The 14,976-nt window shown below is 38.1% G+C and carries 16 protein-coding genes and 1 pseudogene; 7 read left to right on the top strand and 10 right to left on the bottom strand.

Translation table 11 applies throughout. The annotated features are described in order from the left end of the window. Both BPMYX0001_RS31485 and BPMYX0001_RS24800 read left to right on the top strand, forming a co-directional pair. Positions 1 to 115, top strand: a 115-nt coding sequence (locus tag BPMYX0001_RS31485; protein WP_244268584.1) for a 3D domain-containing protein, incomplete at its 5' end; no start/stop codon positions are given. Positions 116 to 360: 245 nt separating this feature from the next. After that, positions 361 to 654, top strand: a complete 294-nt coding sequence (locus BPMYX0001_RS24800) for a DUF3910 family protein (protein ID WP_006096935.1) — start codon at positions 361 to 363, stop codon at positions 652 to 654. 58 nt (positions 655 to 712) lie between these two features. Here the strand turns inward: BPMYX0001_RS24800 and BPMYX0001_RS24795 are convergent, their stop codons facing one another. The 3 genes from BPMYX0001_RS24795 to BPMYX0001_RS24785 are packed head-to-tail and all read right to left on the bottom strand — an operon-like array spanning position 713 to position 4,140. Continuing rightward, positions 713 to 2,092, bottom strand: coding sequence for a zinc ribbon domain-containing protein (locus BPMYX0001_RS24795; protein WP_006096934.1), 1,380 nt, complete (start codon positions 2,090 to 2,092; stop codon positions 713 to 715). Between the two features lie 12 nt (positions 2,093 to 2,104). Continuing rightward, entirely contained in the window at positions 2,105 to 3,643 is a 1,539-nt protein-coding gene (locus tag BPMYX0001_RS24790; RefSeq protein WP_033799329.1) for a zinc ribbon domain-containing protein, read from the bottom strand. A 5-nt stretch (positions 3,644 to 3,648) separates the two neighbouring features. After that, positions 3,649 to 4,140 carry a zinc ribbon domain-containing protein gene (locus BPMYX0001_RS24785; protein ID WP_033799328.1) on the bottom strand — a complete coding sequence of 164 codons (492 nt, stop codon included), beginning with the start codon at positions 4,138 to 4,140 and terminating at the stop codon, positions 3,649 to 3,651. Between the two features lie 153 nt (positions 4,141 to 4,293). On the opposite strand from BPMYX0001_RS24785, the gene BPMYX0001_RS24780 reads away from it, so the two are divergent. Both BPMYX0001_RS24780 and BPMYX0001_RS24775 read left to right on the top strand, forming a co-directional pair. Continuing rightward, positions 4,294 to 5,913, top strand: a complete 1,620-nt coding sequence (locus BPMYX0001_RS24780) for an SWIM zinc finger family protein (RefSeq protein WP_006096931.1) — start codon at positions 4,294 to 4,296, stop codon at positions 5,911 to 5,913. Beyond that, positions 5,897 to 8,653, top strand: a complete 2,757-nt coding sequence (locus BPMYX0001_RS24775) for a DEAD/DEAH box helicase (protein ID WP_033799327.1) — start codon at positions 5,897 to 5,899, stop codon at positions 8,651 to 8,653. The genes BPMYX0001_RS24780 and BPMYX0001_RS24775 overlap by 17 nt, the downstream gene beginning before the upstream one ends. A gap of 81 nt (positions 8,654 to 8,734) precedes the next feature. Here the strand turns inward: BPMYX0001_RS24775 and BPMYX0001_RS24770 are convergent, their stop codons facing one another. Further along, positions 8,735 to 9,220: a VanZ family protein gene (locus BPMYX0001_RS24770; protein ID WP_033799326.1), complete on the bottom strand. Its 486-nt coding sequence runs from the start codon at positions 9,218 to 9,220 to the stop codon at positions 8,735 to 8,737. 109 nt (positions 9,221 to 9,329) lie between these two features. Between BPMYX0001_RS24770 and BPMYX0001_RS24765 the strand changes: the two genes are divergently transcribed. Both BPMYX0001_RS24765 and BPMYX0001_RS24760 read left to right on the top strand, forming a co-directional pair. After that, a complete protein-coding gene (locus BPMYX0001_RS24765) occupies positions 9,330 to 9,554 on the top strand; it encodes a DUF1659 domain-containing protein (protein WP_003203136.1) in 225 nt (74 codons plus the stop codon). A 28-nt stretch (positions 9,555 to 9,582) separates the two neighbouring features. Further along, complete coding sequence (locus BPMYX0001_RS24760) at positions 9,583 to 9,798, top strand: DUF2922 domain-containing protein (protein ID WP_003203134.1); 216 nt, start codon at positions 9,583 to 9,585, stop codon at positions 9,796 to 9,798. Between the two features lie 20 nt (positions 9,799 to 9,818). Here the strand turns inward: BPMYX0001_RS24760 and BPMYX0001_RS24755 are convergent, their stop codons facing one another. Then, positions 9,819 to 10,217, bottom strand: a complete 399-nt coding sequence (locus BPMYX0001_RS24755) for a DUF4359 domain-containing protein (protein ID WP_033799325.1) — start codon at positions 10,215 to 10,217, stop codon at positions 9,819 to 9,821. A 340-nt stretch (positions 10,218 to 10,557) separates the two neighbouring features. Here BPMYX0001_RS24755 and BPMYX0001_RS24750 point away from each other — a divergent pair, with 340 nt between their 5' ends. Next, positions 10,558 to 11,049 (top strand): competence protein ComK, encoded by a 492-nt coding sequence (locus BPMYX0001_RS24750; protein ID WP_003209016.1) that lies wholly within the window; start codon positions 10,558 to 10,560, stop codon positions 11,047 to 11,049. A gap of 62 nt (positions 11,050 to 11,111) precedes the next feature. On the opposite strand, the gene BPMYX0001_RS24745 is transcribed toward BPMYX0001_RS24750, so the two are convergent. The 5 genes and pseudogenes from BPMYX0001_RS24745 to BPMYX0001_RS24725 all read right to left on the bottom strand — a co-directional run. Beyond that, positions 11,112 to 11,585 carry a sigma-70 family RNA polymerase sigma factor gene (locus tag BPMYX0001_RS24745; protein WP_006096926.1) on the bottom strand — a complete coding sequence of 158 codons (474 nt, stop codon included), beginning with the start codon at positions 11,583 to 11,585 and terminating at the stop codon, positions 11,112 to 11,114. Positions 11,586 to 11,799: 214 nt separating this feature from the next. Further along, positions 11,800 to 12,495 (bottom strand): YknW family membrane protein, encoded by a 696-nt coding sequence (gene yknW, locus BPMYX0001_RS24740; protein ID WP_006096925.1) that lies wholly within the window; start codon positions 12,493 to 12,495, stop codon positions 11,800 to 11,802. Positions 12,496 to 12,762: 267 nt separating this feature from the next. Continuing rightward, positions 12,763 to 13,962 (bottom strand): ABC transporter permease, encoded by a 1,200-nt coding sequence (locus BPMYX0001_RS24735; RefSeq protein ID WP_018765168.1) that lies wholly within the window; start codon positions 13,960 to 13,962, stop codon positions 12,763 to 12,765. Then, entirely contained in the window at positions 13,959 to 14,639 is a 681-nt protein-coding gene (locus tag BPMYX0001_RS24730) for an ABC transporter ATP-binding protein (protein WP_033799324.1), read from the bottom strand. The genes BPMYX0001_RS24735 and BPMYX0001_RS24730 overlap by 4 nt, the downstream gene beginning before the upstream one ends. Beyond that, positions 14,636 to 14,976, bottom strand: a pseudogene (locus tag BPMYX0001_RS24725) (efflux transporter periplasmic adaptor subunit); the annotation flags it as partial. The pseudogene BPMYX0001_RS24725 and the gene BPMYX0001_RS24730, both read right to left, overlap by 4 nt.

Raw genomic sequence — 14,976 nt, 5'->3', positions numbered from 1 at the left:
CGCTGGTGACACTGGCGGCGCAATTAAAGGTAACCGTATCGACGTTCTAGTTGGCTCTGATTCAGCCGCTAACAAATGGGGACGTAAATCCGTTAAAGTGAAAATTTTAAAATAACCAATGACTGCTAAAAATTCAGCCAGTTCTCATATATTGAGAGCTGGCTTTTACTTTTTTATATAAACACAAATGAAAAAACATCCTTTTTTAGATGCGAGAGAGCTGCCGGCCATGGAAAGAAGCGGTCAGGGCCTTTTTTTAACCCCATGCAAAGTAAAAACGAGCGCAAGTCTCCTAGCAGCGACTTATATGTTGGAAAACCAAAATGGATATATATATAATGACGATAAGGAGGCTATACCATGAACCCACATGCAAAAATAGACTGGATCGGCACACCGAAGCCATACATCTACAAAGATGATGTAACATACGACGGGGCTACAATTGATTTTTCACTTGAACATGATGACAATCGCTATAAGCTGATTGTGCTCAAGCACGATCAATCCGTTCAATATAAATTTGTGCAATACGGCACAAAACCGGGATCACAAAAACCATTTCCAATTGATATACCCTTTCAAGAAGAAATGCTTCCGTTAGTAGAAAGAATTCTACAAGATCCATATGTACAGGCTTGTCGTATTTTGTAGAGAAGTCGATATATCAAAAAAAGACTACCTCTTTGTAAAGAGATAGTCTTTTCACATTTTAATGCGTTGGGCCAGATACGTCTTCTGTTTTCAATGTATTATTCGCACTGATTGAATGATACATTAGTTTCCCATCCGCATTTACTGTAACGATATGTTCATTGCTAAAGCTCTTAAACTTTACAGATCCATCACCATAGCGAATATTGTATTCTTCATATGTCGTTACTTTATATTTCGTAGAACTTTGACGTTCAACATTACGGACTTCAAATTTTAATAAATCCTCAGTAATTCCTTTTTTCTTTAAATATTGCAGATAATCACGGTCTTCTTTATATGATTTCCCGCTCTTATCATAGTCATTTTCAATTAGACTAAAGTCATTTAAAGAAATAGCGCGCACGTTGTTATAAATATGAGTGCGAACAAAGTCACCAACTGCCGTATCCGATGTTTGTTTTGGGAATTTCAAATAATAGGAGCTCCCCTCATCACCAATTTTTACACTTTCGGTTTTCACAACACCAAAATCAGTTTGTTTCTCTAAATGAACTTCGACCGTCCCATCTGTTGGTACTGGTCCGAGCTTATAGCTTCCATACTCTAGTTTCCCACGTTTTTTACCATTTACAAAGACATTAGCGCTATTTTCGTCAGAAGAGATTGTAACATATTTTCCTTCAAGTGGTAATTTCACATCCACTTTCCCTTCTTTTTCTCCAGCTAACTCAACTTCCTTTTCCGTTTCTAGTTCAGTAAGCTCTGCCTTCGCCTTTGCTTTTACAACATACGTCCCAGGGAAATAAGGTCCGATTTCTTTAGAAGATTTTTCGCTAGAAATATCAGCCGTTTTTTTATCATTTACATATACTTCTGCATTTTTTGCAGTTGTGCTGACCGTCATAAAATACGACTTAATGCTGAACTTATATTTTGGATATAAGAACCACTCTTTTCCATCCTCTACAATTTGTCCGTCCACAAAGCTTTCTTTGTTAACGAGCTCTGTATCTACCGTTTGCTTTTGTAAGTAAGATAACAATTCTTTATTGTATGAAGGACTATCCTTTAAATAACGTAAATAAGATTTAATATCTTCTGTTTTAATTTTCAAACCTGGGTCATCCGATTTTATAAGAGAATCAATTGTATTTATATCTTTTTTATTGAAAGCATCAATTAATGCATTGATTTGCTTTTCTTTCGAGAATTTATATGCCCCGAATTTATATGCTCCAAATAGTAAAGCAGCGAGTACGACGAATACAATGAGGAGTACAATATTTTTCTTGCTCTTCTTTGGTTGCATTTCCCTCTGTACATCTGCTCTCGAAGCCGCTACATTTTCTTCAATCACTTCTACTTTACTTCCGCATTCAGAACAAAAATTTAAGTAATCTGCGACTTGTTTTTTACATGTTCCACAAAACTTCACGATACTTCCCCCCTACTTCCTTGCCAATTTCATTCCAGCGAAGGCAGCTGCATATGTCAGAATAAAACTACCGAGTATTAAATAGATCCAGCCGCCCTGCATAGAAAATACTGTTCCACCTACTCCAAATTCCTTTGTTAGCTTTCCTGCAATATTAATTTCAATTTTAGAAAGAAGATTCATTACAATCATCATAATTGTATAAGCACCGCTACATACAGCTAACGTTACATACATATTAGAGAATGGCACCCTCGCTAATTTTTGTCCCGCTCTAAACATAAAGAATACTGGGATCATAAGGAGCAACAAACCAAGGTGGAATTTACCATTTATCTCATCAAAACTTTCCATTGCTGATAGCGGAGCACCTTCAGCAATTAAAATATCTTTTATTTTAACGCCACCAGCAGATACACCTGATATGAATGAAAGTTCTATCATACTTTTGTCACCTGTTGTCATTACTTTAGACATTTCCTTTTGTAACGCTGGAACTTTTATTTCTACTGGTGCAAAATGAGTCATACTCCATACATTTGGTGTGAGTTGCAATGCCATCATTGCACGCGCTGAAATTGTCGGTGCTACATGTTCGAAAGGCTTTGCATTACTACCGGATAGTGTAATGAATGTCGTCACACAAAAAATAGCAGCTGTCAGTAAAAGACCTTTCACCATCGCTGCCATTCCATGATATAGCGATGCCCCGTATGGAAGTAGCTCCTGAAACGCATCTGCTATATTGTTTCGGCTTGTATGCGCAATCAATCCAAATAAACTAAAGAAAGTTCCGTAGATAAAACCACTTACTAAACTTTTCAACGAAGAGTATCCAACTGTTATCGTTCCTACTTCTGGGAATGTAACTGATTGTGAGGCAATAAAACTGATTACAAATAAGAATAATCCATACATAATACCGACTGTTGCCGCTAGTACGATTTGTTCTCCAATCGTCTTTGCAACACGTTGTTTTCCTATCCAAATCCCTACTCCACATAAAATAACAAATGGAATAATTAATAGTAAAAAGAATGGAGTATGCCAAGATAACGACATAACAATTCCGCCTTCATTTCCTGCTGAAAAACCAAGTAAATGATAGCTTAATAGTGTAGAGGTTGTACTCGCATAAAAATCAGGTAACATTGTTAATTCCCTAGCAAATTCATGGAATATCTTTTTCATCATCTCTGAAACTGCTAAACTTCCAAGCCATCCCGCAAGTAACATAAGAACGCTTGCAATTGCTCCGCCAATTATCCCTGTCTTCAGACCACCTTTATGTAAGCCTAATTCAACTTTATGACCTTTTTCCATACTAGGTAACTTTACGATATGTTCTTTTTTCTTCACTGTAAATAAAGAATGTCCGCACTTTTGGCAATACAGGTTCTGCTCTGCATTTTCATTCCCACAATCACGGCAATATTTAGAGTTGTCTTGCTCAAGAACGACACTGTCTCCATACACCATTGTCATACTTCCTTCATTTGGACAGTAGTTCACTTCTTCTCCATGTTGATTCCCACACATGCGACAGTACATTTCGTTCACTCCCCACCTTGCTTAATTCCACAAACTGGACAAAAAATGGAGCCTTTTGCAATGTGCTCATTACATGATACACACGTAACCTTTTCTACGTTGCTCTCTACAAATAGCATTGGATTTGGTTTTCCGCATGTCCCACAAAACTTATCACCAATTGATAAAGAGCCTCCACACTCACACGTTACTTTCTCTCCTTGTTGTTTTTGCAGTTCAACAATTCGTTTTCGTGCTTGATAAATTAAAACGTCAAATTCTTGAATCGGAGCAACTAATTGCTTTAATACCTCTTCCTTGACCCCAGTATCTCGAATCTGAACATATACCTGTTGGCCAAGCTCTAATAAAATTTCTGTCTTCTTATGAAGCTGCACTTGTATTTCCTTTTTTAATTGCGCAATCTCTTGTGCCACTTGCAACTTTATCTTTCCCTGTTCAATTCCTTCTTGTAGCTTATTCATACCGCTTCCTAATTTCGTCTGCAAATCTGACAAATCAAATCCCCTCCTAAACAAAAAAGTCACGTATTTAACTATATATATTACCATATTTTTCTAGATTGAATACGAGCAAATTCATTTTTTCTGTTTTTGCCTCTTTTTGTTTATAATGGTAGAGGAAATAAATCTTTTGTACGGAGGAAAACTATGCTGCAACATTCAATTACGAAAGATGAAATTATGATGATCGCGAATGAATTTGTTCAAGGACTCGATCCGCAGCAAGTAGCCGATCAAGAGCATGTTGCCACTGCTCGTCATTTATATCGCAGCGGTCTTGTCTACAACGTTGATTTTGATGGCTATACGTTATCAGGTACCGTAGATGCTGAAGGAAATGTGTATAGCGTCCATATTCCAATGCGTAATATCGCGGAAAGCTATTGTGATTGCTTCGCGCCGACGCAGTGCGAGCACATGCTTGCTGTTCTACTGTCTGCTGCTTCTAGCTTCGGACAAGTGGGAGAAGTATTAACATTATTTAAAAATAAAACGAAACCATCACTCCCTCCGATTCGAACAGCACGACAAGTATTACAATCGTCTGCATTTGAAGAAACGGACTTTACAAGTTGGCACGCATATTTTGAATCTGAATATGACGCATTTAAAAAAGAACAAACACGACTCTCGTATAGACAAATGTATTTTCTTATGAGCATCTTTACAGACTTTTACATGAAATTAGAACGAAAAGCGCCGCGTGTCGTTGCTATACATGAATTGTTCAAATTGCATGGCGCACTTTTTTGCTTTCAAAAGCTATTAGAAGAAATTCTTGACTTTGAGACAAACAAAACGTATTCCTATCACCAACCTATTAACGTTGTCCGGCTATTTGTTGATAAAGTTGAATCACTTGTACGTGACTTGAAATCAGAATCGATTCCTGCTGAATGTGAACCAATTTTGCAAGAAACAGCTCGCCAAGTGCATGATATTTTCTTCTCTACCGATTCCTATACACAGGAGAGGTTCTTTATTTACCGGCATATATGGGGAGAGTTGCTAGCAGAAAAATCTTGGATACAAGAAGAAGAAAAACGAATTGATGCGAAGATGAATCCACTTTCGAAAGCACTCGCCTCTTCTCACCTCTTCTTTTTAAAAGAAGAGGATCATTTAGCTATGGTCTTACTCGAAACACAACCGGCTCAAGTTGTCGGTCTTTATTTCGACTGGCTCGAAGATTTACTGAGTACAATGCAATGGGAGCGCGCCAAAAACTGGCTGTCTTTCACATATAAACAAGTGAAAAAGACAATGAATGATCAGGCCGATCCCCTTTTTGTAAAAGATATCGTTCGTTTGTTTGTCATGATGTATGAAACATATGCAACACACACAAATGAACAAGCAGGTCTTGAAATGATTTTGCAAGAACTATTGCCATATAGCTTCACAAACTACGAGCAATATGTACTAGCAAAAAAACAATATCATGCATGGACAGAACTTCATCTCTTGTATGGATTTGAAGCAATTGAATTGCTAAAAGAACCACTGAAAGAAATTGAAAAAGAAGCACCAGAAGCAGCTCTTCCGCTCTATCATCTTGCAACGATGCAAGCAATTGAGGAACGGAATCGCAAGTCATACCGCCGTGCAGTCCGTTACTTAAAGAAATTGCGTATGCTCTATAAACGGCTCAAACGAACAGATGAATGGCACATTTTCATTGTCCAAATCGCTAACTTATATTCACGTCTAAGAGCACTACAGGAAGAACTGCGGAAAGGAAAGTTAATCGATGATCATACAAACTGAAGTAACAATTCGGCTCCAGCACGTAAGTCAAGGTTGGTTCCTTTGGGGAGAAGATGAAACCGGCAATCTCTTACCTGCAAGAGATTGGAAACAACATGCCTTCACATGGCATTCAACTTCCTTCTATGGCACCTTCTTGAAAGAAGCTACATACGAAGGAAGAAGCGGGATTATGCTAACGAGCGTTCAAGCATTTGAATATATCGCCAATAAACCAATGAATTCATTTGCCAGGCTGCAAATGAATGATCCCATTACCGCACTTACGCCAAATGCAAAAGAACTATGGGATGCCTTTGTAACTGGAAGCTTTATACCTGATATGAAGCGCTGGTCCGATTATCCGTCATGGAAAGTTAGCAATGTTTCAATTCAAGATGATACGTTAGCATCCCTTTTCTCTCAGGCAGTTAATGAGAGTATCCTTCAAGATGCTCACTCTAATGATGGCTGGGAAGATGCGAAGCGACTATATGAGCACTATGATTTTACGAAAAGACAGCTTGTAACAGCAATGCATGAAGAAGATTGGCTCCGGAAAATTGGCTACATCGAGGATGATCTTCCCTTCACAATTGGACTTCGTCTCCAAGAACCACACAATGATTTTGAACTGTGGAAACTTGAAACGATTATCACCACAAAACGCGGAGCACACCGGATATACGTCTATAATGACATCGATTCACTACCAAAAAGATGGCATAACTACGAAGAGCGTATTCAAGAAACGCAGGAAGGGTTCGGTAAGCTAGTTCCATGGCTTGAGGAAGATGATCACTTTCGAACTGAGCTATATGAAACAGAAGCATGGAACTTCTTAACAGAGGCGAGTAACGAATTATTAGCAGCCGGCGTTGATATTTTACTACCGTCTTGGTGGCAAAACTTAAAAGCAACGAAACCAAAGTTACGCGTCCAATTGAAGCAAAGTACGAATCAAACACAATCCTTCTTCGGCATGAACACTCTCGTCGATTTCGACTGGCGCGTTTCCACAGATGGCATCGACCTATCAGAGAGTGAGTTTTTCGATCTTGTCGAACAAAACAAACGACTCTTCAATTTAAATGGACAATGGATGAGACTCGACCCTGCCTTTATTGAAGAAGTGAAAAAACTAATGAAACGTGCAGATAAATATGGCCTTGAAATGAAGGATGTTTTGCAGCAGCACTTATCAAACTCTGCCGAAGCAGAAATTGTAGAAGAAGATAATCCATTTACAGACATTGAAATTGAGCTAGATGGCTATTACGAAGAGCTCTTCCAAAAATTATTGCATATCGGAGACATTCCAAAAGTTCCAATACCATCTTCCTTGCAAGCCACACTTCGCCCATACCAAGAACACGGTGTAGAGTGGCTCTTATATTTACGAGAGCTCGGATTTGGAGCGTTGTTAGCGGATGATATGGGTCTTGGAAAAAGTATCCAAACGATTACTTACTTATTATATGTGAAAGAAAGAAGCCTCCAAACAGGTCCGGCACTAATCATAGCACCGACGTCTGTTCTTGGAAATTGGCAGAAGGAATTTGAACGCTTCACGCCGCATTTACAGGTTCAATTACATTATGGAAGCAACCGTTCGAAAGGCGATTCATTTAAGGACTTTCTTCAGAGTACGGATGTCGTATTAACTTCTTATGCATTAGCACAACTTGATGAAGAAGAGTTAAACGCGCAGTGCTGGGATGCGATCATCCTGGATGAGGCGCAAAATATTAAGAACCCGCAAACGAAACAATCGAAAGCGGTTCGTAATTTGCAAGCAAATCACAAAATCGCTTTAACAGGTACGCCGATGGAAAACCGGTTAGCAGAGCTATGGTCTATTTTCGACTTCTTGAACCACGGATATCTTGGTAGCCTAGGACAATTTCAGCGCCGCTTCGTAACACCCATTGAGAAAGATCGTGATGAAGCGAAAATTCAGCAAATACAAAGATTCATCTCACCGTTCTTACTGCGCCGGACAAAACAAGATCAAACAGTCGCATTAAACTTACCGGACAAACAAGAACAAAAAGAATACTGTCCGCTAACAGGTGAGCAAGCATCACTATATGAACAACTCGTACAAGATACACTACAAAACATTGAAGGCTTAACAGGCATTGAAAGACGCGGTTTTATTTTAATGATGCTCAGTAAGCTAAAGCAAATTTGTAATCATCCCGCTCTTTACTTAAAAGAAGAAGCGCCGAAAGATATTGTGCAGCGCTCCATGAAGACGCAAACATTAATGGATCTTATTGAAAATATAAAAGATCAAAATGAAAGCTGCTTAATTTTCACGCAATATATTGGAATGGGGAATATGTTACAAAAAATATTAGAAGAGAAATTCGGTCAGCGTGTTCTCTTCCTAAACGGTAGTGTACCGAAAATAGAACGTGATAAGATGATCGAACAGTTCCAAAATGGAACATATGACATCTTCATCCTCTCATTAAAAGCTGGCGGCACAGGTCTAAATTTAACTGCCGCAAACCACGTCATTCACTATGATCGCTGGTGGAATCCAGCTGTAGAAAATCAAGCGACAGACCGAGCATATCGCATCGGTCAAAAGCGATTTGTACACGTCCATAAACTTATTACAACAGGTACACTTGAAGAAAAAATTGATGAAATGCTAGAACGTAAACAATCGCTGAGTAGCGCTATTATCACAAGTGATAGCTGGATGACAGAACTCTCAACAGACGAGTTGAAGGAATTACTCGGTATATAAAATCCATTTTAATAATGAGATGCTGTGTCGCATATTATCGAGGCGTCGATATATTCACAAAAAAGGAGCTATCCCGAAGGGTTAGCTCCTTTTTCTATGCCAAAACCAATTGCTTATTATAATTCCTGTCAGTCCGCCCGACGTATCTAAAACTGAATCTTGCCACATCGGTGTACGGTCACCTGTAAACGATTGATGAATTTCATCGAATGTTGCATATCCAGCGACAATCAGAAGTGCGAATACGAAGGAACGCATTCTTGAACAACCAGAACGGTGCAATGCATGATACGAAAGCGCACCAAGAATCAAGAATACTGTGAAATGAGCTCCTTTACGAAGGAAAAACTCAACAAAACCACCAACGCCTTTATTTTCAATGCTAACCGGTGTTCCCCCGCCATAGTCAATCGATACACCGGAGAATTTTTCTTCTACAAATTGAGACGGAATATACTTCTCAATATCTGAACGCATATCCTGCTTCTTATACGGCTGTGCTGAAGAATAAAAAATAATCCCCATCCATAGTAAAACGGGAATCCAAACTAACCATTTACGATTCATCTTTTGAAACTCCTCTCTTATTCTTCTAAGCGTACCAAAAAAAATAAAAAATTTCACGCCAAAATATGACCGTTGCCTCCTATATATATGACGAAAAGGGGGTGAAAAAATGGCGATTGAAACGATTGTAACTGACTTAAGCTTGCGCCTTGTCCTAAACGGTGGCACAGACAAAAATGGGAAAACTATTTTGAAAAACAAACAATTTAAACGAGTAAAGCCAAATGCTGATGTAGCACAGGTCCATGAAGTGGGACGTGCCCTTGCTTCATTACAAGGATTAAAGCTTCATGCAGTTCAACTTTTAAGTACATCTGACATCTCAAATCCGTAAAAATTTAGTGACAAGGAGGTAAATGACAATGACAGTACTCGAACTGATTTTCTTAAAAGAGGATGGAAAAACAGTCGTCTTCTCTATCGACAATCCTATTACACCTGTGAATGAACAAACCATAAGCCAAGTGATGGACACAATTCTCTCCTCTGCAATTTTCTTATCACTTAGTGGGAACACTCGTAAAAAAGGGGCACGCCTTGTTGAAAAGACAGTATCAGAAGTAACAGTTGCTCCTTAAACGCAAAAGACGAAGCTGCATCAATTTGCAGCTTCGTCTTTTTTCTTCGGCATCTCAATCGGAATAAAAATATGAGAGAATCCGATTGAAACATATTTATAATTTTCTTTCCCAATTGTAAATTCCGTCTTATACGTCGAGAAGAAAATATAATCGCTTCGCTTTGTATAATGGTTAATCAACACGTCAACTTGTGGCTCTACATATTTCTTTGCTAACTTCTTACCAATTGTGGCAAGTTCACCAACAAGCCCATCTGGGTCTTCTTTTTCAACCTCTGTTAACTTCTTACTAATATCGTTGCGATTCATAAATTGCTTTGCTGCCCATTCTGTATACTCCCCTTTACTCGGGTTGCTATTTGCTAAATATACGAAAAGAAGGACAACAAGTACCATAATTATATACTTCCGTTTCATATTCTATCACCGCCTAACTGTTTCTATTTTCATATATATGTACAAGCGATGCAAATTATATAAACCTAAATTGAAAAAGCGATAGAAACCCTTTCTTCTTAAGGAGGAAAAGAGTGTAGATTCATTTTTGTATGCAAAACAGCTTATATGTCGAAAAATTAAAATGAATTTATATAGAAAGCTTACTATTTACAAAATAAAGTAAACTTTACAAACATTTACAAATATTTAAAATTATTTTTATATTCCATCTATATACTAAAATATGTAAACAAATACTTTTAAGGAGGCTTTTCCTTTGGACGACCTAGTTAGTCATGATACTATCTCTAGTTCTACAATGATACTTGAGCCTTACGCCCATCCTTTTCACCGTACTAAAATAACAGAAAATGACGGAAATATTAAGTTTTCATCTAAAACATCATTACAATTGGTACAGCTATCTTGCCTATTACATAACCATTCTACCTATAAAGGAAGGCGAGATGCGATTCAAGAAAATTATTACTTTAAACAAAATATCCCGATCCCAATTGATCATCGTCATTATATTTGCGCCATTCCAACGAAATCTCCTGCATCTCCAGACTGTATTTGGGTTTTCTATAGTCATATAAACAAAATAGAAATTTATAATAATCGCAAGCAATCCAAACTTCATTTTTATAATGGTACAACCATAATTGTTGCTACTAGTTTTTATCAAATGCAACAACAATTTTTGAAAGCTGGATTTCTCTTGTGCCGCATGAACATGCAAGATTCACAACAATTTCGAGATATTTATAAAGTCATGCGCCTCCTAGACAAACCATTACTTCCTTGCTAGTACAAATTTGTTATAAAAAAATGGAAGACACAGAATATTCCTGCCTTCCATTTTTCTTTTTTTCACTCTCTTATACTGCTGCGCATCTTCCCCAGCGCCTGCCGATATACCCATCTCACTTGATGATATGTCATCTCCATCTCTTCCGCAATTTCATGTATCTTCTTTCCTGCATAAAAACGTTCGTAAATAATATGTTTCTCTTTCTCATCTAACAAACTCATATAATCCTGAGTTTCTGACGACACTTCTGCTCCGCATACATTTTGTAACATTTCCTGTCCGGCGAATGTATGCCGCTTTTGAAATCGATTTTCTTTCTTTAATTTCTCTAGCAAATATCCACGTACTGTTACAAGTGCATAAGCTGAAAAAGTCCCTTTCTCCTCCTCATACTTTTCATATGCCATCCAAAGTCCAATTAAACCGCATTGATAGTACTCTTCATAATCCCGGTACAGATAAAGCTTTTTCATTTGATTTTTAATCATTTTTTCATACAACGTAACTGTTTCTGTAAAAGTAGCCGGTTTCATATTATACCTATTTCTAAAAGGTATACCTCTTTGTTATTCCGCGGTACCTTTACAATATAAGAAGATAAAGAGGATTTCATGGTGAGTTATTTGAAATTCCGCATAGGGAAATTTCAAATATCTGTAGAGGAAATTTGAAATACGAGGCCTAGTATTTCAAATACATACAAAAATAAAAAACGGCTCCTTCTCGAGCCGTTTTCTGCACATATTCTTATCCATTGAAACTTTGCATAAACTTTGCTAATACGATAACAATTAAACTTAAGAACGCTGCTTTAATAATGAAGAGAACAACAACTGGAACCGCAGCTTTTACTTTTCCTAACCCAGCTGTAATTTGTAATCCAATCCAAATTAATACGATATTCCATAAATAAAATATCTCAACTACACTACCAATTGCATACCCTGTAGTACCTTGGTCAAATAATGGTGCTAAGCTTGTATACCCAGTTGCACCACTTCCAAAAATTAAACCTAAAAGAGAATTAATAAGTCCACCAATAACAACAACAATGCTTGAATATACAATAATAGCTAGCAATTTTTTGTAAGGAGTATCATTTCCAAAAAACATCATAAAGATTTTATAGACAGCTGCTACAATAAGAGTTCCAATTATTATCCCAATAAAACCTGAACCGATTGACTTACCAACTAAATATCCGATAGATTCTTCTTGGCCTGTGCCAAATTTCTTCTGAATTTCCATCATCTCAGGCGATGATTGCACCACATATGTAGATAATCCATTTACAAGTGCTTGTAACAACGCAACCAAAAAGAACATACCCCAAACCTTATCAGTCGCTTTCATTCTCTCAAACTGTAAGCCAGGAGATGTGATCATCCCTAGTAAAGATGGTTTTTCTCCACTAACCTTTTGCGAATTAACATTCGGTTCCATTCTAAAAAACCTCCTTGTATTTTTCTCACCCGTTCTAACGGGCGGTTCACTTCCTCTTCCCCAGAGACTGTGAACCGCCCACTAGAATAATATAAAAATCGACTTGCACTCTTGTTCTCTCTTTGGTTTCACTTAGCATGGGGCCAAAAAGGCTCTGACCGCTTCTATCCTCGAGCGGATTCCCTCTCCCACCTAAAAGAAATGGTTTTATATCTTTTTTCTATTTGTATGTGTAGTAGAGGAACGCCCCTCTACTACACTACCAATCTATTCATAACGAAGTGCTTCAATAGGATCTAGTTTCGCTGCTTTATTCGCTGGAATTAATCCGAAAATAATACCGAGCGTCATCGAGAATAACACGCCGCCAACGACAACTTCCCATGAAACGAGCGGTGGCCATTTCGCAAATGTAGAAACAATATATGCACCACCATAACCAAGACCGATTCCGATCAATCCACCAAGAAGCGTTAACATAACGGCTTCAATTAAGAATTGTAGCAAGATTTTACTGCGCGTTGCTCCAAGTGCTTTACGTACCCCAATTTCACGTGTACGTTCTGTTACGGATACGAGCATAATGTTCATAACACCAATACCACCAACGACTAATGAAATACCAGCAATACCACCAATAATCATTGTCATAATGCCCGTCATTTTTGAAATACCTTCTTGAATTTCTTTTAAATTCATCACTTCGTATTTACCAGATGCATCACTTGGCTTACGACTATTTAATACATCAGCAGCTTTTTTACCCGCTTTTTCTAAATCATCCACATTTTTCGCTTGAACAGAAATACTTTGAATCTCATCTTTTCCATATATTGTTGGCCACAATGTAATTGGAATTAAAGCTTCCGATGGCCCCATTCCCATAAACTCATTATTTGATTTATAGACACCGATAATTTGCATCGGTTGTCCTTTCATCTCAATAATTTTTCCGACTGGACTTTCCTTTTTGAAGACCTTTTCTTCCATACTCTTACTGATCATCACGACGTTATTACCTTGCGCAATATCCGATTCTTGTAAGGATCGGCCTTTTAACACTTTCACTTTATTTACTGAGAAGTACTCACTATCTAATCCTGTAATACTCACCATCTCTTTTTTATCTTCAATATCGAGTGGCTCCATACTTGAATTGGTTGTAAGAACATGCGCAATCTCTGGAAGTTTTTTTATTTCAAAAATATCTTCCTCAGTTAACTTTGGTTGTTCCATCATTTCCATACCATACGGATCATTTATATCCGCACTATAGTGAATTGGGATTACGTTATTACCAGCTCCAACGAATTGTGACTTTAACGCTGCTTCTCCGCCCTGCCCAATCGCAACAACAGTAATAATGGAACCAACGCCTATAATAATCCCAAGCATCGTAAGCGCTGAGCGCAGTTTATGAGCTAGAATAGAAGATAGGGCAATTTTTATACTATCTAGTAAACTCATACCGCACACCTTCTATCTTCTGTAATTTTCCCGTCTCTTAACACAATTCGGCGCGAAGAATATGCCGCAACTTCTTCTTCATGCGTAACCATAACAATCGTTGTACCTTCTGCGTTTAACTTTGTGAAAATATCCATAACCTGCTGTCCAGACTTTGTATCAAGAGCACCTGTTGGTTCATCGGCCATAATGAACGTTGGGTCATTTGCGATGGAACGTGCGATGGCTACACGCTGCTTTTGCCCACCTGAAAGTTCGCTTGGCAAGTGATGCACGCGGTCAGACAATCCGACTTTCCCAAGTGCTTCAAGAGCTCTCTGACGGCGCTCCGCTTTCTTCACGCCGCCATATATAAGCGGAAGTTCTACATTTTCTACCGCTGAAAGACGTGGCAATAAGTTAAAATGCTGGAATACAAAGCCTATATATTCATTGCGAATGAGAGCAAGCTTTGACTCGTCTGCTGTTAAGATATTCACATCGTTCAACATATATTCGCCTTCTGTTGGACGATCTAAACAACCGATAATATTCATGAGCGTTGATTTCCCTGAACCAGACGGTCCCATAATGGAAACAAACTCACCACTTTGAATCGTTAAACTAATACCGTGTAAAATCGGTACCGCCAGTTTCCCTTGATAATATGTTTTATGAATATTGTTTAACGTAATCATTTTTCTTTCACTTCCATTCCGTCATATACATTGTCGGAAGGATTTTTAACCACCTTTTGCCCCACTGTTACGCCTTCAAGAACTTCTGTCCAGTCTCCATCAGTAGAACCTTTTTTCACATTTTGTTTACGAAGTTTTCCTTTTTCTTCTACATAAACAAATGGTTCACCATCTTTTTCTACAATGCTCTTACTAGGAACAGCAATCATTTTCTTGTTTTCTAGGTTTACTTGTAGAGATACATGATAGCCCGGAGATAAGCCTTCTTGTCCATCTAAACTAGCTTTATATGTATACTGAGACATGTTTTGTGCTCCCTCACCAGCACCGGCTGCTT

The organism is Bacillus pseudomycoides DSM 12442, assembly GCF_000161455.1.
GTDB lineage: Bacteria > Bacillota > Bacilli > Bacillales > Bacillaceae_G > Bacillus_A > Bacillus_A pseudomycoides.
This window is presented reverse-complemented; position numbering and strand designations above follow the sequence as displayed.

Bases quoted from the DNA above. Each gene is read 5' to 3' on its own strand.
- BPMYX0001_RS24800 (WP_006096935.1), top strand. From the start codon at position 361: ATGAACCCACATGCAAAAATAGACTGGATCGGCACACCGAAGCCATAC.
- BPMYX0001_RS24790 (WP_033799329.1), bottom strand. From the start codon at position 3,643: ATGTACTGTCGCATGTGTGGGAATCAACATGGAGAAGAAGTGAACTAC.
- BPMYX0001_RS24780 (WP_006096931.1), top strand. From the start codon at position 4,294: ATGCTGCAACATTCAATTACGAAAGATGAAATTATGATGATCGCGAAT.
- BPMYX0001_RS24775 (WP_033799327.1), top strand. From the start codon at position 5,897: ATGATCATACAAACTGAAGTAACAATTCGGCTCCAGCACGTAAGTCAA.
- BPMYX0001_RS24770 (WP_033799326.1), bottom strand. From the start codon at position 9,220: ATGAATCGTAAATGGTTAGTTTGGATTCCCGTTTTACTATGGATGGGG.
- BPMYX0001_RS24765 (WP_003203136.1), top strand. From the start codon at position 9,330: ATGGCGATTGAAACGATTGTAACTGACTTAAGCTTGCGCCTTGTCCTA.
- BPMYX0001_RS24760 (WP_003203134.1), top strand. From the start codon at position 9,583: ATGACAGTACTCGAACTGATTTTCTTAAAAGAGGATGGAAAAACAGTC.
- BPMYX0001_RS24755 (WP_033799325.1), bottom strand. From the start codon at position 10,217: ATGAAACGGAAGTATATAATTATGGTACTTGTTGTCCTTCTTTTCGTA.
- BPMYX0001_RS24750 (WP_003209016.1), top strand. From the start codon at position 10,558: ATGATACTTGAGCCTTACGCCCATCCTTTTCACCGTACTAAAATAACA.
- BPMYX0001_RS24745 (WP_006096926.1), bottom strand. From the start codon at position 11,585: ATGAAACCGGCTACTTTTACAGAAACAGTTACGTTGTATGAAAAAATG.
- yknW (WP_006096925.1), bottom strand. From the start codon at position 12,495: ATGGAACCGAATGTTAATTCGCAAAAGGTTAGTGGAGAAAAACCATCT.
- BPMYX0001_RS24735 (WP_018765168.1), bottom strand. From the start codon at position 13,962: ATGAGTTTACTAGATAGTATAAAAATTGCCCTATCTTCTATTCTAGCT.
- BPMYX0001_RS24730 (WP_033799324.1), bottom strand. From the start codon at position 14,639: ATGATTACGTTAAACAATATTCATAAAACATATTATCAAGGGAAACTG.